General features: G+C 34.3%; 24 protein-coding genes. 14 read left to right on the top strand and 10 right to left on the bottom strand.

What is annotated here, in order from left to right; translation table 11 throughout:
- The first annotated feature begins 72 nt into the window (after positions 1–72).
- The gene (locus IL45_RS03290; protein ID WP_036580292.1) at positions 73–1,368 is read left to right on the top strand and encodes a replication-associated recombination protein A; all 1,296 of its coding nucleotides are present in this window, start codon (positions 73–75) and stop codon (positions 1,366–1,368) included.
- Here the strand turns inward: IL45_RS03290 and IL45_RS03285 are convergent.
- From IL45_RS03285 to IL45_RS03255, 7 genes are all read right to left on the bottom strand, one after another.
- A complete protein-coding gene (locus IL45_RS03285; RefSeq protein ID WP_036580290.1) occupies positions 1,347–2,039 on the bottom strand; it encodes a YjjG family noncanonical pyrimidine nucleotidase in 693 nt (230 codons plus the stop codon). The genes IL45_RS03290 and IL45_RS03285 overlap by 22 nt on opposite strands.
- On the bottom strand, positions 2,032–3,345 hold the full coding sequence (locus IL45_RS03280) for a DUF7033 domain-containing protein (protein WP_036580289.1): 1,314 nt from the start codon (positions 3,343–3,345) through the stop codon (positions 2,032–2,034). The genes IL45_RS03285 and IL45_RS03280 overlap by 8 nt, the downstream gene beginning before the upstream one ends.
- Positions 3,345–4,043 carry a RadC family protein gene (gene radC / locus IL45_RS03275; protein ID WP_036580286.1) on the bottom strand — a complete coding sequence of 233 codons (699 nt, stop codon included), beginning with the start codon at positions 4,041–4,043 and terminating at the stop codon, positions 3,345–3,347. Before radC ends, IL45_RS03280 begins: the two co-directional genes overlap by 1 nt.
- A 16-nt stretch (positions 4,044–4,059) precedes the next feature.
- A complete protein-coding gene (yaaA, locus tag IL45_RS03270; protein ID WP_036580284.1) occupies positions 4,060–4,821 on the bottom strand; it encodes a peroxide stress protein YaaA in 762 nt (253 codons plus the stop codon).
- A gap of 142 nt (positions 4,822–4,963) precedes the next feature.
- On the bottom strand, positions 4,964–6,013 hold the full coding sequence (locus tag IL45_RS03265; RefSeq protein WP_036580282.1) for an RluA family pseudouridine synthase: 1,050 nt from the start codon (positions 6,011–6,013) through the stop codon (positions 4,964–4,966).
- Positions 5,997–6,602 (bottom strand): PASTA domain-containing protein, encoded by a 606-nt coding sequence (locus tag IL45_RS03260; RefSeq protein WP_036580280.1) that lies wholly within the window; start codon positions 6,600–6,602, stop codon positions 5,997–5,999. Before IL45_RS03260 ends, IL45_RS03265 begins: the two co-directional genes overlap by 17 nt.
- Before the next feature lie 4 nt (positions 6,603–6,606).
- Positions 6,607–7,281: an N-acetylmuramoyl-L-alanine amidase family protein gene (locus IL45_RS03255; protein WP_036580277.1), complete on the bottom strand. Its 675-nt coding sequence runs from the start codon at positions 7,279–7,281 to the stop codon at positions 6,607–6,609.
- Positions 7,282–7,302: 21 nt separating this feature from the next.
- Here IL45_RS03255 and IL45_RS03250 point away from each other — a divergent pair, with 21 nt between their 5' ends.
- From IL45_RS03250 to IL45_RS03235, 4 genes are read left to right on the top strand one after another with little or no spacing between them, the layout of a single operon-like run.
- Positions 7,303–8,283: a D-alanine--D-alanine ligase gene (locus IL45_RS03250; RefSeq protein WP_036580275.1), complete on the top strand. Its 981-nt coding sequence runs from the start codon at positions 7,303–7,305 to the stop codon at positions 8,281–8,283.
- A complete protein-coding gene (coaD, locus tag IL45_RS03245) occupies positions 8,280–8,732 on the top strand; it encodes a pantetheine-phosphate adenylyltransferase (RefSeq protein ID WP_036580273.1) in 453 nt (150 codons plus the stop codon). Before IL45_RS03250 ends, coaD begins: the two co-directional genes overlap by 4 nt.
- Positions 8,729–10,483, top strand: coding sequence for a M14 family metallopeptidase (locus IL45_RS03240; protein WP_036580270.1), 1,755 nt, complete (start codon positions 8,729–8,731; stop codon positions 10,481–10,483). Before coaD ends, IL45_RS03240 begins: the two co-directional genes overlap by 4 nt.
- Entirely contained in the window at positions 10,476–11,276 is an 801-nt protein-coding gene (locus IL45_RS03235) for a hypothetical protein (protein ID WP_036580267.1), read from the top strand. The genes IL45_RS03240 and IL45_RS03235 overlap by 8 nt, the downstream gene beginning before the upstream one ends.
- Here IL45_RS03235 and IL45_RS03230 read toward each other — a convergent pair.
- Entirely contained in the window at positions 11,256–11,867 is a 612-nt protein-coding gene (locus IL45_RS03230) for an NUDIX hydrolase (protein ID WP_036580515.1), read from the bottom strand. The two genes, IL45_RS03235 and IL45_RS03230, sit on opposite strands and share 21 nt — an antisense overlap.
- 7 nt (positions 11,868–11,874) lie before the next feature.
- Between IL45_RS03230 and pyrE the strand changes: the two genes are divergently transcribed.
- Both pyrE and IL45_RS03220 read left to right on the top strand, forming a co-directional pair.
- Positions 11,875–12,519, top strand: coding sequence for an orotate phosphoribosyltransferase (gene pyrE / locus IL45_RS03225; RefSeq protein WP_036580265.1), 645 nt, complete (start codon positions 11,875–11,877; stop codon positions 12,517–12,519).
- A 6-nt stretch (positions 12,520–12,525) separates the two neighbouring features.
- Positions 12,526–12,912 (top strand): hypothetical protein, encoded by a 387-nt coding sequence (locus IL45_RS03220; protein WP_036580262.1) that lies wholly within the window; start codon positions 12,526–12,528, stop codon positions 12,910–12,912.
- Here IL45_RS03220 and IL45_RS03215 read toward each other — a convergent pair.
- Positions 12,909–13,616, bottom strand: coding sequence for a biotin--[acetyl-CoA-carboxylase] ligase (locus IL45_RS03215; RefSeq protein WP_036580260.1), 708 nt, complete (start codon positions 13,614–13,616; stop codon positions 12,909–12,911). The genes IL45_RS03220 and IL45_RS03215 overlap by 4 nt on opposite strands.
- Before the next feature lie 84 nt (positions 13,617–13,700).
- Between IL45_RS03215 and rsfS the strand changes: the two genes are divergently transcribed.
- The 6 genes from rsfS to IL45_RS03185 all read left to right on the top strand — a co-directional run bounded on the left by rsfS (position 13,701) and on the right by IL45_RS03185 (position 18,540).
- Entirely contained in the window at positions 13,701–14,072 is a 372-nt protein-coding gene (rsfS, locus tag IL45_RS03210) for a ribosome silencing factor (protein WP_036580258.1), read from the top strand.
- Between the two features lie 20 nt (positions 14,073–14,092).
- Positions 14,093–16,114 carry an ATP-dependent zinc metalloprotease FtsH gene (gene ftsH, locus IL45_RS03205; RefSeq protein WP_036580255.1) on the top strand — a complete coding sequence of 674 codons (2,022 nt, stop codon included), beginning with the start codon at positions 14,093–14,095 and terminating at the stop codon, positions 16,112–16,114.
- A 64-nt stretch (positions 16,115–16,178) separates the two neighbouring features.
- The gene (locus IL45_RS03200) at positions 16,179–16,796 is read left to right on the top strand and encodes an LUD domain-containing protein (RefSeq protein ID WP_036580252.1); all 618 of its coding nucleotides are present in this window, start codon (positions 16,179–16,181) and stop codon (positions 16,794–16,796) included.
- A gap of 1 nt (position 16,797) precedes the next feature.
- Positions 16,798–17,622, top strand: a complete 825-nt coding sequence (locus IL45_RS03195) for a phosphatidate cytidylyltransferase (protein WP_036580250.1) — start codon at positions 16,798–16,800, stop codon at positions 17,620–17,622.
- A complete protein-coding gene (locus IL45_RS03190; protein WP_036580248.1) occupies positions 17,612–18,262 on the top strand; it encodes a phosphatidylserine decarboxylase family protein in 651 nt (216 codons plus the stop codon). Before IL45_RS03195 ends, IL45_RS03190 begins: the two co-directional genes overlap by 11 nt.
- Positions 18,262–18,540 (top strand): acyl-CoA-binding protein, encoded by a 279-nt coding sequence (locus tag IL45_RS03185; RefSeq protein ID WP_036580245.1) that lies wholly within the window; start codon positions 18,262–18,264, stop codon positions 18,538–18,540. The genes IL45_RS03190 and IL45_RS03185 overlap by 1 nt, the downstream gene beginning before the upstream one ends.
- 262 nt (positions 18,541–18,802) lie before the next feature.
- Here IL45_RS03185 and IL45_RS03180 read toward each other — a convergent pair whose 3' ends face one another.
- Positions 18,803–21,436, bottom strand: a complete 2,634-nt coding sequence (locus tag IL45_RS03180) for a valine--tRNA ligase (protein WP_036580242.1) — start codon at positions 21,434–21,436, stop codon at positions 18,803–18,805.
- Between the two features lie 119 nt (positions 21,437–21,555).
- On the opposite strand from IL45_RS03180, the gene IL45_RS03175 reads away from it, so the two are divergent.
- Positions 21,556–21,987 carry a DUF1573 domain-containing protein gene (locus tag IL45_RS03175; RefSeq protein WP_036580238.1) on the top strand — a complete coding sequence of 144 codons (432 nt, stop codon included), beginning with the start codon at positions 21,556–21,558 and terminating at the stop codon, positions 21,985–21,987.
- The last annotated feature ends 2 nt before the right edge of the window (positions 21,988–21,989 follow it).

Below are 21,989 nucleotides of genomic sequence, written 5' to 3'. Positions count from 1 at the left end.
AAAGTGTCATGACATTATAGTTTTAGGATTTAAATTATAATAAATAAATATAGCTATACCTATCTTCGTAATATGCATAACTCACCTCTTGCCGAACGTATAAGACCTCAGAACCTAGATGATTATTTAAGCCAAAGTCATCTTATAGGGAAAAAAGGTACTTTGAGACAACATATTATTAACGGTACTATACCTTCATTGATTTTATGGGGACCACCAGGAACAGGTAAAACAACACTGGCTAACATAATCGCACAAGAAAGCAAAAGACCGTTTTACACTCTCAGCGCTATAAATAGCGGTGTAAAGGATGTCAGAGAGGTAATTGATAAAGCTAAAAGCGCAGGCGGCTTATTTACCGCAAAAAATCCAATACTCTTTATAGATGAGATCCATCGTTTTAGCAAGTCACAACAAGATTCTTTACTGGCAGCTGTAGAGAAAGGTTGGGTCACACTAATAGGCGCAACAACTGAGAACCCGAGTTTTGAAGTTATACCTGCCTTATTATCCAGATGTCAGGTTTACGTATTAGACGCTTTCGCGAAAGCGGACCTCGAGCAATTATTGCACAGAGCCTTGAAGGTAGATGAATTATTAAGTAAAAAAGAAATTACCATTAAAGAAACGGAGGCATTACTCCGCATCAGTGGTGGCGATGCGAGAAAGCTTCTCAATATTTTTGAGTTAGTAATTAATAGTCAACCATCTGGACCTATTGTAATTAATAATGAATTAGTATTTGGACAAGTACAATCTAATCCGGCGCGATACGATAAGACTGGTGAACAACATTATGATATTATTAGTGCTTTTATAAAATCCATAAGAGGTAGTGACCCTAACGCATCAGTTTATTGGCTAGCTAGAATGATTGAAGGTGGTGAAGATTTAAAATTTATAGCTCGTCGTATGCTTATCCTCGCTAGTGAAGATATAGGAAATGCAAACCCGACTGCTTTAATCATGGCTAATAATACTTTTCAAGCAGTTTCAACCATAGGATATCCTGAATCTAGAATCATTTTAAGCCAGTGTGCTATTTACCTTGCGACATCAATAAAAAGCAACGCTTCTTATCTAGCAATAGGACAAGCACAACAAATTGTAAAGCAAACAGGCGACCTACCTGTTCCATTAGGACTAAGAAATGCGCCGACTAAGTTAATGAAAGAACTAGGATATGGTCAAGAATATAAATACGCTCATGATCATCCAGGTAATTTTGCACAATTCGACTTCTTACCTACTGAAATAAGTGGAATGAAAATTTTTGAACCTGGTAGTAATCCTAGAGAACAGGCTCAAAGAGAATTTTTACAAAAACGCTGGAAAGATCATTATGATTACAAGCCTAGTAAAGGCTGAATTGACAATAAATCATGAACGACAATTTCATTTTTTGGAATTGGTTGATTTGTTGTATGAAACCATATAGTCTTGATACCAACCTGTTGTGCACCTAAAATATCTGCTGCATAACTATCTCCTATCATGAGACTGTTCTCAATGCTTGCTCCTGCCATTTCTATCGCCTGATGAAATATTTGAGGAGCTGGTTTTTTGTATCCAGCAGCCTCTGCCGTTAACACAATATTGAAATAATCATTTAATCCTGCTTTATCAATCTTATTTTGCTGAACACCGTTAAATCCATTAGTTATCAAATGCATTTCAAATTTACCTTTAAGACTATTTAAAAGATCTATACAACCTGGAAAAAGGTGATTATTATTAGGTAAGTATTGAATATATAAATCTGCAAAAAGATCAATTTGCTTATCCTCTAAGGGATAATTACAAGCATCAAAAGCAGTTTTTAATCGCTGATAACGTAACTCTTCTTTAGTTATCAAATTTTCTCTAAATTTTCTCCAAAAATCTAAATTTAGAGGTTCATAAACTTTTATGAACGCATCTAAATCAAGCTTAACATCATGCTCTTGAAAAATCTGTTGGTATGCTAACTTACTATTTAAATCAAAATCCCATAATGTATGGTCGAGATCAAAAAAGATGTGCTTTATATTTTTAAACATGATATGCTAATAGTTTTTTAATAATTGTATAAATATGTGATCGTTTTTTCAAGTCAAATTGATCATTGTCAAAGATGATTATAAAATTACCAGTTGCAACATCTGCATATCTTAATAGTTTATCTATAATTGCTTGTTGTCCATTAAGCATGAAATGTTCTATACTCCTATAATGTATGGCATACGGGTATACACGTAATGGTGTTTGAACCTCATAATCTAGGTCATAAAAATAAAACGAGTGACTTGTACTAGCTCTATAGCCAGGTATATTAGTATAACCCATACTATAATCTTCGATAGTATCCATATCTACCAACTGCTTATAATGTCCAGGCATGGAAATTTTGGAAAATGCAGTCATTGTTTTAGAAAGCGGTCTGTTAGTGATACTTTCATAACGTTCAGCCTCTTTTGCAATTTTATCCTCTCCGTTTGCAAATGAAAATCTCAAACCTATTTCTACATAGTCAGCAATATGCTTGATAAGCTCTTGATAGGTTTTAGATCGATATGACACACCATTATCAATATAATTATAATCACCTAAGTGAAATAAATACAAAATACGTCTACTGTATTTTAAATTTTTAGGTAGTTGTGCAATGCTTTCTCTATAAATCCTAAGGACTATATCATATACATTATATGGGTCCTTAACAAGCCTTAAATGAACTCCTATTTGTCTAAGAAACTTTCGTACTTGCAGTTTACTTAGACTTTCATAAAGAGAATGGAAAACAGGCACAATTGCCCTATTTTTATATTGAAATATACTAGCTGTTTCAATGGCGGTAATAATTTGTGTATCACGCTTACGCGGAAGCGTAATATCAAATCGCTTTTCCAGTTCTTCACCTAATTTTATAATCCACAAATCTAATAATGGTATATCTAAGAAATGGTGTTGTGCAGCTATACTTGCAGAGGCAGTAAAACGACCTAAATCATCTTTTACTTGAGGTAAATATTCTTCATATCTCGTTAGCAAATAAAAACTAGCAGAAAAAATATCAAATGGTAAATCACTACGGTCTGGAGCTTTAAAAAAAATAGGTAATTCTTCCCATTGATGCACTTCAATCTCATGATCATCAATACCTACTTCATTTAAGAGACCGTAAGACCATATAAAAAATTCATCTCCTAGAGATTTTTTACCATAAGATAATTTAGGACCTTCATATGCAATAAATTCACTGAGATCAGAGGTGAATTCAAATGGAATCTCTAATAATCTTTTAAAGATGTGCTTAAATATATATTGTTTACGAGGTGATAATTTATTAATAAAGATTAATACCATTACATTAGATTATGATCTGCAAAACTGTAAAAGTTATCGCTCGTTATTATGAGGTGATCCAGCACTTTAACGTCCATAAGTTTACCTGCTTCTATTAACTTTTGGGTTAACCTTTTATCATCTGCACTAGGCATCAATTTACCACTAGGATGATTGTGTGCTAGGATCATAGCTACGGCTGCTTCTTCAACTGCTTTTTGAAAAACGATACGTGTGTCTACCATTGTACCGGTAAAACCACCTTTACTTATTTGATGTTTTGCTAAAACTTTATGGCTGTTGTTGAGATATACTATCCAAAATTCTTCATGTGGCAAATCACCTATAATGGGTAATAACACTTTAAAGGCATCGTCACTGCATGTAATCACAGGCCTAGTCGCAGGCAATTCACTAGCGCGACGCTTGCCTAATTCCATAGCAGCAGCAATTGTTATCGCCTTTGCCTCTCCTATCCCTTTAAATTTCATTAACTCTTTAATACTCATTTTTCCTAATTTGTCTAAAGAGTTACCGGCATGATTAAGTATTAACCTGCTTAATTCAACAGCACTCATTTCCCTATTACCACTACCTATAAGAATAGCTATAAGTTCTGCATCTGACAATGCAGAACTACCGTTAAGAGATAATTTTTCACGTGGCCTGTCGTTTTCTGACCAGTCCTTTATAGAAAACGATGTTGATTCTTGAGTCATGCTATAAATATAGCGCTTACCTTATAAATACTGGTTCATTTTCATTTACAGTATCTTTTTCAGAATAACGGTAATCATCTTTCTGAAAAGACAAAACATCTTGTAAACTACTGGATTGAGTCTCAATAAGGAAACGTGCCATGGAACCACGAGCTTTTTTTGCAAAAAAGGAGATCACTTTAAGTTTACCATTTTTATAATCTTTGAACACTGGACTTATTAACTGGCCATTTAAAGATTTTTTATCAATTACTTTAAAATATTCATTACTCGCAAGATTTACAACAACTTCATCCTGTTGAATTTCCTTATTAAGAGATGGAGTCACTATATCTTTCCAGAAAGCGTAAAGGTTTCTATCATTTTCTACAGGAAGTTTAGTTCCCATCTCCAGTCGATATGGCTGCAGCAAATCGAGCGGTCTTAGATATCCATATAATCCCGATAATATGCGCACCATAGATTGCATATCATCTATACGATTAACCTTTAAAGTATAAGCATCTAACCCAGTATAAACATCACCTGCAAAAGCATACACGGCAGGTCTGCTATTATCAGTAGTAAATTCTTTATCAAATTCTTGATTACGGTTATAATTTAAATCTGCTAGCGATTCTGAAATATGCATTAATTTACCTAGTTCATTTTTAGATATATTCCTTAAAACCTTATTTAGTTTCAAGGCCTCTTTTATAAAAATAGGCTGCGTATAATTATCTATTGGTAATTCTGTTTTATAATCAAGGGTTTTTGCTGGCGATAGTAAAATTTTCATGGCGCTTAAATTTAAGACTCAAAAATAAGAGTAGAAATTTCTTTTATCACATAAAGGCTAGTTAACTTTTCAATACAATAATTGATAATCCTTATCTAATAAAAAAGTCCAAATGATATAATTATATCATTTGGACTTTCTTTTAAGCATCCTTAGAGTTAGCAGCATATACGCGCCATTTCTCTATACAGTTCGTCATGTCATCTGGTATGTCACAATTAAAACTCATCCACTTTTTGGTTACTGGATGTTCAAAGCCTAATGTTTTTGCATGCAGAGCCTGACGCGGTAATACCTTCATACAGTTATCTACAAACTGTTTATACTTTGTAAAGCTAGTCCCTTTTAAAATCTTATCTCCGCCATAGCGTTCATCATTAAATAAAGTATGACCTATATGTTTCATATGAACACGTATTTGATGTGTTCTACCTGTTTCTAATTTACATGAAATCATTGTCACATATCCTAATCCTTCGATGACACTCCAATGTGTTACCGCAGGTTTACCTTTATAAGCTTCTTCACCAGACCACACATAGTTTTGCAATCTATTTTTAGGATGTCTACCTATATTGCCTTCCACGGTTCCACTTTGTTCATCAAAATCTCCCCATACTATCGCAACATATTCTCGTTCACTAGTCTTTGCAGCAAACTGAGCACTTAAATAAGACATGGCATGTTCTGTTTTTGCAACTACAAGCAAACCACTAGTGTCCTTATCAATACGATGCACTAAACCTGGACGATTACTACTATTATTAGGCAAATTCTCAAAATGGTGTATTAATGCATTTATAAGTGTTCCTGAATAATTTCCATGACCAGGATGCACAACCATACCTGCAGGCTTATTAACAACAACTAATGCATCGTCTTCATAAACAATTTCTAGAGGAATATCTTCTGCAACTAATAAGTTTTCATGAGGCGGATGCTTAAATAATACACGGATATGATCACCAGCCTTAACTTTATAATTAGATTTTACAACTACATCATTTACTCTTACAGATCCGTCTTTAATACTTTGCTGTATCTTACTACGTGTAGCATTTTCAATAAAATTCATTAAATATTTATCTACTCGTAATGGCTCTTGTCCATCACTTGCAGTAAACTGATGATGCTCGTATAAATCATCATCGTGAGCATCGTCCAGCTCATCTGTATTAGTTACCTGTGGCATCTTCTGTTGTATCTTGAGCCGCTGGCTCTTCTCTGTTAAGTAATGATTTATCTCCTAATACAAGATCGATGACAGATGTCTTCATTAATGATTTTCCTGGCTCGATTTTGTCACCTTTATATCGTAATTCTAACACCATATCTGTAGCGATGTGCGGTCTATATGAGATATTACCTATTTTAAAACCTAGTGCTTTTAAGGTAGGTTCCGCTTGTCTTCTAGTCCTATTAATGAGATTAGGAATTTTAACCTCACCATAACCTGATGGGTTTAACTTTATATAAATCTGTCTATTCTCCTTTACAAATTTTCCTGCAGCAGGATCTTGTTCTATCACACTACGCGGTGGATATTCTGGATTATAACTAGAACTGTCAATCAACTTACGTCTTAGATCTAATTCTTCAAGTTGTTCATCCACTTCAACAAGTGACAATTTTGCAAGATTAGGAACTTGAATTTTCTGACCATGATTCGTATAAGCACTTAACCAAAATAAGTAAACAAAGCATAAAGCCACTACTAAAACGATGGCTAGTAATAAATGCTTTAAGAAGGTTTTTGTAAAAAGAAATTTGATAAAACTCATGTAATTAATTCAAATCGTTTAAAAATGCAGTAAAATTTATGCTAACTCGTTTAGAACCGTTTGTTTGTAAGTAATAACGATCTCTTGCTGCATTCATATTTCCTATTTCCAATATAAAAGCAGCTGAATTAACCTTTTCTAATAACGCCATACCATTTACTTCAGTACGTATTGTAGAAAAATAAGCGTCTTTAGTGAGATGTGTGATTAAAGAACTAGCATGCTCTTTACTTTTTTCAAACTCCAAGTTTTTATCGTTTAGTATAATAGCAGCCTGCCTAGGTCCATTGTCAGAAAAACCCATATGTATAGATATAACTAAATCCGGCTTTAATGCATTTATCTGATCGGCACGTTCTTCTATTGTCAAATGTTCTCCACTTGGATTGTGATAAATAACATTTAAATCACCTGTTAATTCTCCAGTAATTTCAGCTACTAATGCAGCTAAAATCTCATACTCACTTTCATCTTCCACTATGGCTCCTCTATCTACAGCATCATGACCACGATCAATTACGACTGTAAAAGGTTTTAAATCTTCACAATTAGCTTTTACCGTTATACTAAAAGCACTTATCAGTATAAAAAGAAGATATTTTTTCATCTTAAATATTTGTTCAAATATAATCATTGAAAACATACTTAGAACCAGTTCTTTTTTAACTTTGTTGTTCATGCTTTTACGAAAAGTTATTCTATGAAAAACATTGCGGTATTAATGGGCGGCTATTCCAGTGAATGGCAAATCTCTATGAAAAGTGGCGCTGTAATTACAGAACACCTAGACCGAGATCTTTACAATGTATTTTCCATCGTTATTCTAGAAGAAGCGTGGTATTATGTAGATAAAGAAAAGAACCGCTGCATAGTAGATAAAAACGATTTCAGTATTACAGTTAATGACAAGCACATCACGTTTGACTGTATTTACAATACCATACATGGAACACCAGGTGAAGATGGTAAAATACAAGCATACCTTGAATTGTTACATATACCACAAACTTCTTGTGACTCATACCAAAGCGCGATTACCTTTAATAAAAGAGACTGTATAGCAGTATTAAAGCCATGGGGAATTTATACTGGCAAACACATTTACCTCAATAAAGGAGCTGATTATAATGCGGTGGATATTTCAAAAAGATTAGGATTACCATACTTTGTGAAAGCTAATCGCAGCGGTAGTAGCTTTGGTGTATCAAAAGTATATAAAACCAATGAGCTAGAAAAAGCACTTGAAGTGGCCTTTGCAGTAGATAATGAAGTCATATTAGAATCGTTTTTAGACGGCATAGAAGTATCTGTAGGTGTGTATCAAATAGATGACGAGGTTATCGCGTTACCACCTACTGAAATAGTAAGTGAAAATGACTTCTTTGATTATGAAGCAAAGTACCAAGGTAAGTCACAAGAAATAACACCAGCCAGAATATCACTAGAACTTACATTGGCTGTACAGGAACAAAGTAAAAGAATTTATAGTGTACTAAAATGTAAAGGTATAGCTCGAGCAGACTTTATTTTTCACGATGGCACACCGCATTTTATAGAAATAAATACCAATCCAGGAATGAGTACCGAAAGTATTATTCCGCAACAGATAAGAGCCACAGATAAAACGCTCCAACAAGTATTTACAGACCTAATAGAAAACACCATAAAACATCACTCATGAAAAGAGCCGTATTTCCAGGAAGTTTTGACCCAATAACGCTAGGACACTATGATATCATCGAGCGCGGTTTGGGCTTATTTGATGAAATCATTATTGCCATAGGTGTTAATGCCGATAAAAAATATATGTTCTCACTAGAGCAACGTAAAAAATTCATAGAAAAAGCATTTATCAATCAACCAAAAATTAAAGTTATGACCTACTCTGGACTGACTATTGATTTTTGTAAAAAAAATGATGCTAGCTTTATTTTACGCGGTTTACGTAATCCAGGTGATTTTGAATTTGAAAAGGCAATTGCACATACTAATCGTAAACTATCAGAAATAGAAACCGTTTTTCTATTGACTAGCTCTGGTAAATCTTACATATCATCATCAATCGTTAGAGATGTAATCAGAAATAATGGAGATTACACTAGTCTTGTACCAGATACCGTAAAGCTATGAGACTAATTACTTATCTATTCTTAATAACCATAATCATATCGTGTCAGCAGTCTGATAAACAAATTGCCGAAGAGATAAAAGACTGGCAAACACCATTTGAAAAAGGTAATGGAAATCAAACAGCCACTTATCAAGAGGTTATTTCATTTTATGAAAACTTAGCTACTACCTATTCTACCATAGAAATGGAAGAGATAGGAATCACTGACAGTGGTCTACCATTGCACCTCATTAGTTTTTCAAAAAGTAATATCAACTGGAGCTCTGTAAATGAAGACAAAATTAAAATCCTTGTTAATAATGGTATTCATCCAGGTGAAAGTGATGGTATAGACGCTACCATGATGTTAATGAGAGATTTAGCAACTGGTAAACTAGATGCTCCAGAAAATCTTATATTTTCTGCGATTGCCATATATAATGTAGGTGGCTCTTTAAATCGCAACAGCCATACTAGGACTAATCAAAACGGACCAGAAGCATATGGATTTAGAGGTAACGCCAGAAATTATGACCTCAATAGAGATTTCATAAAAGCAGACAGTCGTAACGCTCAATCGTTTTATCAAATCTATCATAAAGTAAATCCAGATATATTTATAGACAATCATGTAAGTAATGGTGCAGACTATCAATACACTTTAACCCATCTATTTACACAACACAATAAATTAGGTAAGGCAGCAGGTAATTACCTCTACAGCGACTTACAAAAAGAACTAGAGCAACGCATGCTTAAACGTAATCATGCTATGACTCCATATGTAAATGTTTATGGTGTATCACCAGAAAATGGATTTTCTCAATTTATGGATCATCCTCGTTATAGCACTGGATACACTACCCTATGGAACACCTTAGGCTTTATGATAGAAACACATATGCTTAAGCCTTATAAAGATAGAGTTCTAGGAACACAAGCAATAATGGAAGAGACGATTGCCCTAGGCTCTCAAAATATAGAAGCGATAAAAACAGCTAGAGCTTCATCTTTTAAAGAATTTAACAATGCTAGTTTCTATGCTATCAACCATGTTGTTGATAAGACCAAAGCAGACACATTACTTTTTAGAGGTTATAAAGCGTTGCGCAATGTCAGTGAATTAACTGGACAGCAACTCCTCACCTATGACCGCAACCAGCCTTTTGAGAAAAACACACCATACTATAATCATTATATTGCTGTAGACTCAATAAAAGTACCAGAATTCTATGTTATCCCACAAGGTCAGTGGGAAATCATTGAATTAATGCGCATGAATAATATTCAGATGGAAGTTTTCCCTGCAGACAGCACCATGACCGTTTCACAGTATCGTATAGAAGACTACGACACATCTAGTAGCGCATATGAAGGTCATTATCCACACTCTAATGTTGTGGTAAGCAGTAAAGATATAGAATTACGCTTTCGCGAAAGCGATATCATCATCCCTACTGCTCAACCAGGAATAAGATATATCATAGAGACCCTAGAACCACAAGGTCAAGATTCCTTTTTTAAATGGAATTTTTTTGATACTATTTTACAGCAAAAAGAGGGCTTCTCGACCTACGTATTTGAAAGCACTGCAAAAGAATTACTTTCAACTAATCCAGAGCTTAAAAAGGAGTTTGATTCCATTAAAAAGTCAAATAATAAATTTGCTCAAAGTAATTATGCACAATTGAAATGGCTGCATGATAGATCACCTAATTATGAAAAAGCCCATTTAACTTATCCAATCTATAAAGTACATTACAATGATTAAAAATATTATTATTCTTATAGCAGCATGCGCATTTATTTCTTGTAAAAACGACAAAGAAATTATCTCTTTAAATGTAGAAGAAACTGTAAAAACAACTCGTCTTGTAGATGATTTTGAATGTAACAATACCTCTTATGTTTTTCAGATTCCTTTTTATGAAGGCGACGCAGAAACCAAAAAGAGACTCAATAAAGAAATCAAAAATCTTATTACTCAAGATTTTATAGACGTGACCTACAATAAAGATGCAGACCTTGAAGAAATATGGAGTATTTTTATGTCTCATCGTGAACAAAAAATATGCAGTGGCGATATGAGCGGTATTACTAATATTAACATTGAACACACCACTCAAACAGACGCATTAATAAGCTATGAAATCACTTACACTAGAAATGGGCTACAAAAAAGACTAATCAATTCATTTAAAAAGCCAGAACTTATCATCATAACAACGTCTGACCTTACAAAAGATCAAAAAGAAGATGATGTGAGGACTATTTTTGACATTAATCTACAACAGTCTGTAGCCAATCTAGCACTAGATGTAAAAGTTGATGATCAAGCAGAGTTCAGAAACTATGTCGAAAACAAAGTATTTAATTTCGAGAAATCAGAATTTGAAAACGCTACAATTGGAATTAAAGAATTAGGTGTAGATTCTTTAATGTTACAGTTAACTAAACATATAGAGCTACCTAAAACCTTTTCTTATTTAAATCCAGATGTAAAAGTAGAAATTAGAGCTAAAGAAATGGAATATTACCTAGACCTATCTCCTCTTAAAATTTAAAGTTTGATCTGGAAATAATTCTTTTATATTACTATAAGAAGATTCCAGTGCTTTTTCTGCCTCACTTTTATCTAGCCATGTAGCTATATCAATACCTTCCTCTGCTTGAGGCTCCAATGGACCAGAATAATTAGTTTCTAGAAGATACCAATGGGTAAGTTTAAGTTTTAATGCAGACTTCCTATTAAATACATGGTAGGTGCGACCTAATTTTTTAATCATTTTTAGTTTTCTTGCACCTGTCTCTTCTTCTATTTCTCTTTTGGCAGTTTTCCGCATTCCCTCAAATCGATTCGCCTTACCTTTAGGAAGGTCCCATTTACCGTTACGGTGAATGAATAGAAACTTATTTTCTTTATTCATAACCAGTCCACCACCAGCTTTGACTAGTGGTAACTTTTTATGAAGTCTCTTTAAAAGCTTCTTTTCATTTTTTGAATATAGCAATACTTTTTTGAGTTTGCCTTTTTCAATTTTCTTAATGATTTTGAGCAAGTCAACATCTTTAAGAGAAAAAACTTCATAGTCGGGATATTCATCCCTATTTGATGTCACGATAATTGCGACGTCTTTCACAAAAACTTTATACATTTGCGCCATGGTTATAAATAAGGATATCGCAATTAAAACGGCTGAATTATTATTGCAAATTAAAGCAATAAAATTGCAACCACAAGAACCTTTTACTTGGGCTAGCGGCTGGAGATCACCAATTTATTGTGACAACCGCGTAACACTTTCATACCCAACGATTCGCAATTTTTTAAGAGAACAACTCGCTAATCAAATTGAGGAATTATATGGTAAGCCAGATGTTATTGCAGGTGTAGCAACAGGCGCTATAGGCATAGGTATGTTAGTCGCAGACTATTTAAATCTTCCGTTTATATACGTAAGGCCAGAGGCAAAGAAGCACGGTCGTCAAAATCAAATTGAAGGTCATCTAGAAGAAGGTCAATCTGTAGTCGTCATTGAAGATTTAATAAGCACTGGTAAAAGTAGTCTTAATGCAGTTAATGCCTTAAAAGAAGGCGGCGCAAATGTAAAAGGTATGTTGGCACTATTTTCGTACGGCTTTGAATTTGCACAAGAAAATTTTGAACAATATAACTTGAACTTACATACATTAAGTGATTATAATCACTTAATACTACAAGCTCAAAATACAGGACACTTCTCTGAGCAAGAAATCGAATTATTAAAAAGCTGGAGAAAAGATCCTAGCGCCTGGACAGGTAAATAAAATATTATGAATTTAGAAAGCCGTACGGTACAAACACAAAAAACACCGCAAGAGTTATTTGAATTTTTAACCCAAGTTGAAAATTACAAGCAATTAATGCCAGACGATACAAAATTTGAAACACATGGAGATGACAAATTTTTATTCGGTCTTAAAGGTATGCCAGAAATCAAACTAAGTCTTCAAGAATCCATACCGTTTACAAATGTCACATTAGGTTCCACTAGTGATAAACTTGCATTTACATTGAGTTGTGACATAGAACAGGTTGCAAATGGTTCTCAAGCGCAATTAATCTTTAATGGTGATTTTAATGCTATGATGGCTATGATGATTAAAGGCCCTATTAAAAAATTCTTAGAACAACTTGCTAGCGGATTAGAGAAACTTTAATAATTCCATTGCACTTGTTTTAAATCATAAGCGGTGATTTGCCCATCTTTTTGAAGGAGCAATTCACCGTTTTCTGTTACTCCATGTACGGTAGCGACCACATCCTGATTATTAATACTAAAATTCATTTCCTGACGATACTTAAATAAAAATTTAAGATACTTTTCAATGGTTTGTGTTCTATTGTTAAGAGCGTAGTCTAAATGAAAAAGAAACTGTAACAAAAGCTCTTCGAGTTTAAAATTTTTACCGGTAAGATTTTTTAAAGATATTGCTCGTGGTAAATTTTCAAATTCTTCTTGATTTACATTAAGTCCAATACCTACAATAGAATGAATCCATTGACCTTTTTGATACGTATTTTCAATTAGAATACCGGCGAGCTTCATCTGAACTGACAGGATGTCGTTAGGCCATTTTATTTTGGCTTGTACATTTAAATCTGATTTAAGCCATTCAATCATAGCAACAGACACGATTTGATTCAGTTTAAACGGTGTTAACCCAGATAGATTATCTGAGACTAAAACGCTGAATGTCAAATTTTTACCATCTTCAGTTTGCCATACCGAACCTCGATTACCACGACCTTGTGACTGTGACAAACTATAAATAGCAGTTAGGTGCTGTGTTTCGCTTTCGCGTAAGCGTGCTTTTAATTCATCATTTGTTGATGTAGTGGCATGTAATTTGACTATTTGCAAGTGACTATTTATCTATAGATTAAGTTTTATTTTGTAAAACTGCTGGTAAAAAAAGAATAAATTTGTCGTAACAAAAAATATTTGATGACTAAAGAAAAAGTTTCTACTGATGCGTTAATCGCTCAAATGATTGCTGGAATAGAAGATGTGAAAGGTAATGACATCACAATCATGGATTTAAGAGAGATTGAAAATACCGTTACAAGCTATTTTATAATCTGTAATGGTAACTCTAACACTCAAGTAAACGCAATCGTTAACTCCATACAAAGAAAAGTAAGTAAAGAATTGCAAGAAAACCCATGGCATGTTGAAGGTTCTTCACAGGCAGAATGGGTACTTATGGATTATGTTGATGTTGTTGTACATGTTTTTCAAAAACATGTAAGAGAATATTATGACCTGGAAGGTTTATGGGGAGATGCTAAAACTACAATGGTAGAAAGTACTTACTAATAACAAGATTATACAAGCTAATGTCTGAACAAAATAAATCAAATCAAAAACCTGGAAATAGCAAACCTATTTTACCAGGAGGCGGAAAACCTAAATTTAGTGTATGGTGGATTGCGGTACCTATAGTACTTGCATTTCTAGCTTACTCATTGATAAGCGACGCTGTCAACTCTCCAAAAGAAACTAACAAATCCGAATTCTTTTCTTATTTAGAAGACGGAGATGTAAAGGAAGTTATCGTATGGAATGGCAGGTATGCAGAAGTATTTCTTACCAAAGAAGCCCTAAGTAACGAGACAAAGCATAAAGATGCTTTGAAGCCTAGCGCAATGAATCAAGGTAAGGTACCTCAATATAAATTTGAATTTGGTGATTTAGAAATTTTTCAGCCACAGCTAGAAGAAGCCGTTCAGAATAGTAATCTAGAAACAAAAGTTTTATATAAAACTCAAGACAACACGTTCATGAATGCTATATGGAGCTTCTTACCTATTATTCTTTTAATAGGAGTATGGATCTTCATCATGCGACGTATGAGTGGTGGTGGCGCTGGTGGTGGCGGTGGCCAGATTTTTAATATTGGAAAATCTAAGGCTAAGCTCTTTGATCAGAAAACTGATGTAAAGACTACCTTTAAAGATGTGGCTGGTCTAGAAGGTGCGAAAGAAGAAATACAAGAAATTGTTGACTTTTTGAAAAACCCAGAAAAATACACCTCATTAGGTGGTAAAATACCTAAAGGCGCATTATTGATAGGTTCTCCAGGTACTGGTAAGACATTGCTAGCAAAAGCGGTTGCCGGTGAGGCAAAGGTTCCTTTCTTCTCATTAAGTGGATCTGATTTTGTAGAAATGTTTGTAGGTGTCGGTGCTAGTCGTGTTAGAGATTTATTTAAACAAGCAAAAGAAAAATCTCCTTCAATCATATTTATTGATGAGATAGACGCTATAGGACGAGCAAGAGGGAAATCTAATTTCTCTGGATCTAACGACGAACGTGAAAATACTCTTAACCAACTTCTTACTGAAATGGATGGTTTTGGTACTAACACCAACGTGATTGTATTAGCAGCAACTAACCGTGCAGACATTTTAGATAAGGCATTAATGCGCGCTGGTCGTTTTGACAGACAGATCTATGTTGACCTACCTGACGTGAATGAACGTGAAGAAATTTTTGAAGTTCACTTAAGACCTCTTAAAAAGGTTGATAATGAGTTAGACACTTCATTCCTAGCAAAACAAACGCCTGGTTTCTCTGGTGCTGATATTGCAAATGTTTGTAATGAAGCTGCTCTTATAGCTGCAAGAAAAGGTAAAAAAGCAGTTGATAAACAAGATTTTTTAGACGCAGTAGACCGTATCGTAGGTGGACTAGAAAAGAAGAACAAACTTATCACACCGTCAGAGAAAAAGACGATTGCCTATCACGAAGCTGGTCACGCAACGGTAAGTTGGATGACTGAGCATGCTGCTCCTTTAATAAAAGTTACAATTGTACCGCGTGGTCAATCACTAGGTGCTGCTTGGTATTTACCAGAAGAAAGACAGATTGTACGTCCGGAACAAATGCTGGATGAAATGTGTGCGACAATGGGTGGACGTGCTGCAGAGAAGGTTATTTTTAATAATATATCTACTGGTGCTTTAAGCGATCTAGAAAAGGTCACTAAACAAGCTCGTGCTATGGTGACCATATATGGTCTAAATGAAAAGGTTGGTAATATTACCTATTACGATTCTAGTGGTCAACAAGAATACAGCATGTCTAAACCGTATAGTGAAGAAACAGCTGTCATAATTGATCAAGAGATCTCTAAAATCATTGAAGCTCAGTATCAAAGAGCCATTCAAATTCTTGAAGAAAATAAGGATAAGTTAACTCAACTAGCAGAAGTACTGCTTGAAAAGGAAGTTATTTTTAAAGATGATTTAGAAAACATTTTTGGAAAACGACCATTTATTAAGGAGGAAGCAGTTGCTTTAAAGTCATCGACAAGGACAATTGCGTCGACATCTAATTCAAAGGAGGAAGAAGAATAGTTTGTAACTACTGTAATTAGTAAGTATATTTACCTAGTCCCTAATATTAACGCGTCTAACATAGATGAGTATTTTTAAAAAACTCTTCAAAAAATCTTCTGATTCTGAGTCTTCTCAGAACAAGGATGCTGGGCGCTCTAAATACATGCCAGAGGAAAAACTTCCATTGGATGAAAGGTTTATACATAATTTTACTACTCAAGGCGGTAGGTTTCTCTATTCTCTAGATGAGTCTGAAGTGCAAGCTAATTTTGAAGATGTTCTTGTAGAACACGATTTCTTTGAAACTAATGTACTTTGTACTGATTTGAATTTAAGAAATCGTTTTAATGGATTCAACCTACGTTTTTCTGATCTACATGAAGATTGTAGTTTTTTCTTGACCACTTGTGAGTATATTATTTCGGATAATGGGGCAATTTTATTTTCTTCTAATCAATTAAAAGAAAAGAAACCGGTTGATTTTCCAGAGACAATGATCGTGCTGGCTACAGCAAGTCAGATTGTTGAATCCATCGGTGAAGGATTGAGAGGTATAAAACATCGCAGCGGATCCAACATTCCCACTAATATCACAACACTTAAAAACTTTGAAGAACCTAAGGTTCAAGAGAAAAAAGATCTTATGAACTATGGTGTCCCTAACAAACGTGTCTACCTCATATTATTAGAAGATTTATAAGATGCGTGAATTATTAGTACGTTCCGTTTCAGGAATCATGTATGTTTCATTAGTAGTTTTAAGCGCCTTATATTCTAGGGATGTTTTTATTCTGCTATTTTGTATTTTTGCATTTATTTGTCTGATCGAATTAATGCCAATGATACGGTTAAAACAGTTATTGATTTATCCAATGCTACCTATCAGCTATATTTTGCTAGTCTGGTATGATTGGCCTGCCATTTATCAACCCTATTACAACTATGCAATCTATAGCTTATTAGGCGCAACACTACTGGTAAACGTTTATCTAATTAGGGATTTAGTTTTATTAAATAGAATACCCTTATTTAACACAAAAAAACATATTATAGCGCTACTTTATTTAATAGGCAGTAGCTTATTTCTAGCTTTAATACCAGATGTTGTAGAAGAATACAAACCTGAATTACTGATAGGTATTTTTAGCATCATATGGGTTAATGATAGCTTTGCCTACATCACTGGAAAGAACTTTGGTAAACACAAATTATTAGAACGTATTTCTCCAAAAAAGACTATTGAAGGGTTTTTAGGCGGATTAGTAATGGCACTTCTCGCCGGAGTTGCTCTACATTATTATGTTGGTGTTTATGGTTTATGGCAATGGATTGTACTAGCTTTCATCGTAGCTTTCTTTGGGACTATAGGTGATTTAATTCAGTCTAAGATCAAAAGACAAGCTGCAGTTAAAGATAGCGGAAGTATAATGCCTGGCCATGGAGGTATCTTTGATAGGATGGACAGTATTATATTTGCAGCACCATTTGCTTATTTATTTTTTACAATACTCAACTATGTTTCATAAAGAAGGAACCATTTCTATATTAATCGGAATAGCCGTTGCTGGTATGCTTACCGCAATAGCAACACAAATCGATATGCCTAACTGGCTTTCCTACACGTTAATTGCCCTAGGATTAGTTTTTTTAATTATCATCTTACAGTTCTTTAGAAATCCAAAGAGAGCGACAATACTAGATGATAAGACGATAGTATCTCCTGTAGATGGAAAAGTTGTAGTCATAGAAAAGGTTCAAGAAAATGAATATTTTAAAGGTGAACGTTTAATGATATCTGTCTTCATGTCACCCATTAATGTCCATGTCACAAGGTATCCAATAGGCGGTAAAGTGAGTTATAGTAAATATCATCCAGGAAAATATCTAGTAGCCTGGCATCCTAAAGCTAGTGAAGAAAATGAACGTACAACCGTTGTTGTTAATCACAAGAACGGTAAACAAGTAATGCATCGTCAAATAGCAGGTGCTCTAGCAAAACGTATCGTTAATTATGCTGTTGAAAATAATGAAGTTGCACAAGGAAGTGAAAGCGGCTTCATCAAATTTGGCTCAAGAGTAGACGTTTATCTACCGATAGATACTCCTGTAAATGTAGAATTGAATCAAAAAGTAAAAGGTGGTATTACCGTGTTAGCGCAATTTTAATGACTAAGGAAGAACTCAATAAAAAGTTTCAAGCTGCGTTTGAAAAAGCTAGTCAAGAAGAACAATCATTAGTTCCTCTTGAACTTCAATTGCATTTGTATGCTTATTACAAAAGAGCTATTGATGAACCTTATGTTAATAATCGCAGTTTTGAAACTAATGATTTGCGTAGCGCATTTAAAATGAATGCTATTATACAAGTTCAACAAATCACCAAAGAAGAAGCTAAAGAGAGATACATAAAAATCATTGAGGATTTATATCCTAAACCGTGGTAACCTTCTAGACATCCTTATTTTTCTTTTCAATTGGCTTCAAAAGATATCTCATAAGCCAAATAGTTCCTTTTACCAGACCGATAAGAATTAACACAGCAAATATTAAAATCACCAACGGATGCTCTATAAATGACTCCTTACCTGAAATTAATATTATCGGAAATTTGAGTTGTATCATATTTACTTAAAAGTCTAAATATAAAAAACGACCTTTATTTATTAAAGGTCGTTTTCAAATATTATTAAAGTAGGATAACCTAACCTATCCCTTCAAAGCTTTCATACTAGCCTCTATTGTTTCAATTTTTGCAAGTGTATCAGCTTCTTTTTGTTTTTCTTTATCAACTATCTCAACGGCAGCATTATTAACAAACCTTTCGTTTCCTAGCTTTTTTTGAACACCAATTAAAAACCCTTGAGCTCTCTTAAGCTCTCCAGACAGTTTTTCAATTTCTGCAGCGACATCTATATTTCCTTCTAACGGTATGAAATACTCATTAGACTTCACACGATAACTAGCTGCACCACTTACTTGTTCTTCAACTAGATGTATTTGAGAAACGTTACCCATTTTCATAATAAGACTGTCATATTCACCTGACAACTCCTCATTATTAATGGCGTTCAAGGTAATCTCATTCTTAAAGCTTATTTGCTTTTCCTTACGTACAGTTCTTATTCCAGAAATCACATCTTGAACCAGTTCAAAATCACTTAATAATGATTGATCTATCGTACCAGCAACTGGCCAAGTGTTAATACACAAAGCATCTTTTACATCTCTAGCGGCAATCGATTGCCATAACTCTTCAGTAATAAAAGGAGTAAATGGATGCATTAACCTCAAATTATCTTCAAAAAGTGCAATTACCTCAAAAAGTGTTTTAGGATCTATAGGTTTTTGATATTCTGGTTTTATAATTTCAAGTAACCAACCACAAAAGTCATCATATATTAACTTATAGCTCGTCATGAGCACATCGCTTATTCTATATTTAGAATAGTGGTCCTCGACCTCATTTAAGACTTGAGCAAATCTCGATTTATACCAGTTTAAACCTTGTAGAGCATGTGCTGGTTGAGATAGTGTTTCATCAACTTCCCATCCATCAATTAATCGATAAGCATTCCACATTTTATTTACAAAGCCCTTACCTTGCTGGCATAGGTCTTCATCAAACATAATATCATTTCCTGCAGCAGCACTCAATAAAAGTCCTACTCTAACACCATCTGCTCCATAATTCTCTATTAACCCTAGAGCATCTGGAGAATTACCGAGAGATTTCGACATTTTACGACGTTGTTTATCACGTACTAATCCCGTTAGATATACTTTGTCAAATGGTTTCTCATCTCTTAATTCATATCCGGCAACTATCATACGTGCAACCCAAAAGAATAAAATATCTGGGCCTGTCACTAAATCTCTAGTAGGATAATAGTAATTGATTTCTTCGTTTTCTGGCTCAAGCACACCATTAAACACACTTATAGGCCATAACCAACTAGAGAACCATGTATCGAGAACATCATTTTCCTGACGTAAATCTGATGCTTGCAGGTTGTCATTATTAGTTCGCTTTCGCGAAAGCGTAATCGCATCTTCAATACAGGTAGCAACTACAAAATCTTCCTTACCATCTCCATAGAAATAAGCTGGTATACGTTGTCCCCACATTAATTGACGTGAAATATTCCAATCGCGTACATTTTCCATCCAGTGAAAATAAGTGCTCTTAAATTTTGCTGGTAATAATTCTACTATATCCTCACGCACTGCTTTAATTGCAGGCTGGGCAAGGTCTTCCATTTTTAAAAACCATTGATCACTCAATCGTGGCTCAATTACAGCTCCAGTGCGCTCACTAGTTCCTACTTTATGAACATGGTTTTCTTTATTAATTAAGAAGCCTTTTTCCTCGAGCTCATTGGATATTTCTTTACGCACAAGAAATCGATCTTTACCTGCATAATGCAATCCATAGCTATTTAAAGTCGCGTCTGCATTGAATATATCAATTACTTCTAATTTATGCGTCTCTCCTATCTTCTTATCGTTTTCATCATGTGCAGGAGTAATCTTTAGTGCTCCTGTTCCAAACTCCATATCGACATATTCATCTGCGATTACAGGAATCTCACGATTTACAATAGGTACGATAACTGTTTTACCTACTAGATCTGTATATCGATCATCATCTGGATGTACGCAGATTGCTGTGTCTCCTAGGATAGTCTCGGGACGTGTGGTTGCAATTGAAATAAAATCATTGCTTCCTTTAATCTGATATTTTAAATGGTATAAGTGACCATTACGTTCTTCATAAATCACCTCTTCATCACTAAGAGTAGTCTGTGCCTCTGGATCCCAATTTACCATACGGAAACCACGATAAATCATACCCTTATTGTATAAGTCTACAAAGACCTTGATTACAGAAGCTGACATGTCATCATCGAGCGTAAATTTAGTACGAGACCAATCACAACTGGCTCCTAATTTTTTAAGTTGCTCCAGAATAATACCACCGTACTCATCTGTCCAGTCCCAAGCATGTGCAAGAAACTCTTCTCTACTCAAGTCATTTTTATCAATGCCTTGCTCTTTAAGTTTCTTAACAACTTTTGCCTCTGTAGCTATCGATGCATGGTCTGTACCGGGCACCCAACATGCATTGTAACCTTTTAAACGTGCCCTTCTTATAAGAACATCTTGAATTGTATTATTAAGCATATGACCCATGTGCAGTACACCTGTAACATTAGGTGGTGGAATGACAATCGTGTAACTTTCACGCTCGTCTGGAACTGATTTAAAAAAATCATTCTCCATCCAGTACTGATACCACTTATCTTCTGTGGTTTTTGAATCATATTTTGCTGCTAAGGACATTTTTGGCTTAGTTTTTGAAATTTCATCGACAAAAGTACTATTTACTTAAATTATACACATCATTAACAGAGGCTTTAAGTAGTAATAATTACTTTTATTCACGATAAAGAAATACGAAAATGAAAAATATCTTCCTTTTATTAATAGCAATCGGTTTTGGGCAATTCATAAATGCACAAGATGAATCTACTCTTGACAAAACAACTACAGTAAAATTTGTTGAAACAACAATAGACTATGGTAAAATAGAAAAAGGCAGTAATGGTGTGCGCACTTTTACCTTTACTAATACTGGTGAACACCCTTTAAAAATCTATAATATCTATTCAGCATGTAATTGTGATATCGTAGCTCAACCAGAAGAACCTATAGCTCCTGGAGAGAAAGGTGAAATTAAAGTAAAATATGACACTGAAAAAGTAGGGCCAATCGTTAAAACTATTACAGCAAATACAAATACAAAAGAAAAACTTATCCCTTTAAACTTAGTTGGTGAAGTATTACCTGCAAGTACAGACAATAATGACGAAGAAGAGAAAATGAAGATGTAGAA

Source organism: Nonlabens ulvanivorans (assembly GCF_000732625.1).
Classification (GTDB): Bacteria; Bacteroidota; Bacteroidia; order Flavobacteriales; family Flavobacteriaceae; genus Nonlabens; species Nonlabens ulvanivorans.
This window is presented reverse-complemented; position numbering and strand designations above follow the sequence as displayed.

Bases quoted from the DNA above. Each gene is read 5' to 3' on its own strand.
- IL45_RS03290 (WP_036580292.1), top strand. From the start codon at position 73: ATGCATAACTCACCTCTTGCCGAACGTATAAGACCTCAGAACCTAGAT.
- IL45_RS03285 (WP_036580290.1), bottom strand. From the start codon at position 2,039: ATGTTTAAAAATATAAAGCACATCTTTTTTGATCTCGACCATACATTA.
- IL45_RS03280 (WP_036580289.1), bottom strand. From the start codon at position 3,345: ATGGTATTAATCTTTATTAATAAATTATCACCTCGTAAACAATATATA.
- radC (WP_036580286.1), bottom strand. From the start codon at position 4,043: ATGACTCAAGAATCAACATCGTTTTCTATAAAGGACTGGTCAGAAAAC.
- yaaA (WP_036580284.1), bottom strand. From the start codon at position 4,821: ATGAAAATTTTACTATCGCCAGCAAAAACCCTTGATTATAAAACAGAA.
- IL45_RS03265 (WP_036580282.1), bottom strand. From the start codon at position 6,013: ATGCCACAGGTAACTAATACAGATGAGCTGGACGATGCTCACGATGAT.
- IL45_RS03260 (WP_036580280.1), bottom strand. From the start codon at position 6,602: ATGAGTTTTATCAAATTTCTTTTTACAAAAACCTTCTTAAAGCATTTA.
- IL45_RS03255 (WP_036580277.1), bottom strand. From the start codon at position 7,281: ATGAACAACAAAGTTAAAAAAGAACTGGTTCTAAGTATGTTTTCAATG.
- IL45_RS03250 (WP_036580275.1), top strand. From the start codon at position 7,303: ATGAAAAACATTGCGGTATTAATGGGCGGCTATTCCAGTGAATGGCAA.
- coaD (WP_036580273.1), top strand. From the start codon at position 8,280: ATGAAAAGAGCCGTATTTCCAGGAAGTTTTGACCCAATAACGCTAGGA.
- IL45_RS03240 (WP_036580270.1), top strand. From the start codon at position 8,729: ATGAGACTAATTACTTATCTATTCTTAATAACCATAATCATATCGTGT.
- IL45_RS03235 (WP_036580267.1), top strand. From the start codon at position 10,476: ATGATTAAAAATATTATTATTCTTATAGCAGCATGCGCATTTATTTCT.
- IL45_RS03230 (WP_036580515.1), bottom strand. From the start codon at position 11,867: ATGTATAAAGTTTTTGTGAAAGACGTCGCAATTATCGTGACATCAAAT.
- pyrE (WP_036580265.1), top strand. From the start codon at position 11,875: ATGGTTATAAATAAGGATATCGCAATTAAAACGGCTGAATTATTATTG.
- IL45_RS03220 (WP_036580262.1), top strand. From the start codon at position 12,526: ATGAATTTAGAAAGCCGTACGGTACAAACACAAAAAACACCGCAAGAG.
- rsfS (WP_036580258.1), top strand. From the start codon at position 13,701: ATGACTAAAGAAAAAGTTTCTACTGATGCGTTAATCGCTCAAATGATT.
- ftsH (WP_036580255.1), top strand. From the start codon at position 14,093: ATGTCTGAACAAAATAAATCAAATCAAAAACCTGGAAATAGCAAACCT.
- IL45_RS03200 (WP_036580252.1), top strand. From the start codon at position 16,179: ATGAGTATTTTTAAAAAACTCTTCAAAAAATCTTCTGATTCTGAGTCT.
- IL45_RS03195 (WP_036580250.1), top strand. From the start codon at position 16,798: ATGCGTGAATTATTAGTACGTTCCGTTTCAGGAATCATGTATGTTTCA.
- IL45_RS03190 (WP_036580248.1), top strand. From the start codon at position 17,612: ATGTTTCATAAAGAAGGAACCATTTCTATATTAATCGGAATAGCCGTT.
- IL45_RS03185 (WP_036580245.1), top strand. From the start codon at position 18,262: ATGACTAAGGAAGAACTCAATAAAAAGTTTCAAGCTGCGTTTGAAAAA.
- IL45_RS03180 (WP_036580242.1), bottom strand. From the start codon at position 21,436: ATGTCCTTAGCAGCAAAATATGATTCAAAAACCACAGAAGATAAGTGG.
- IL45_RS03175 (WP_036580238.1), top strand. From the start codon at position 21,556: ATGAAAAATATCTTCCTTTTATTAATAGCAATCGGTTTTGGGCAATTC.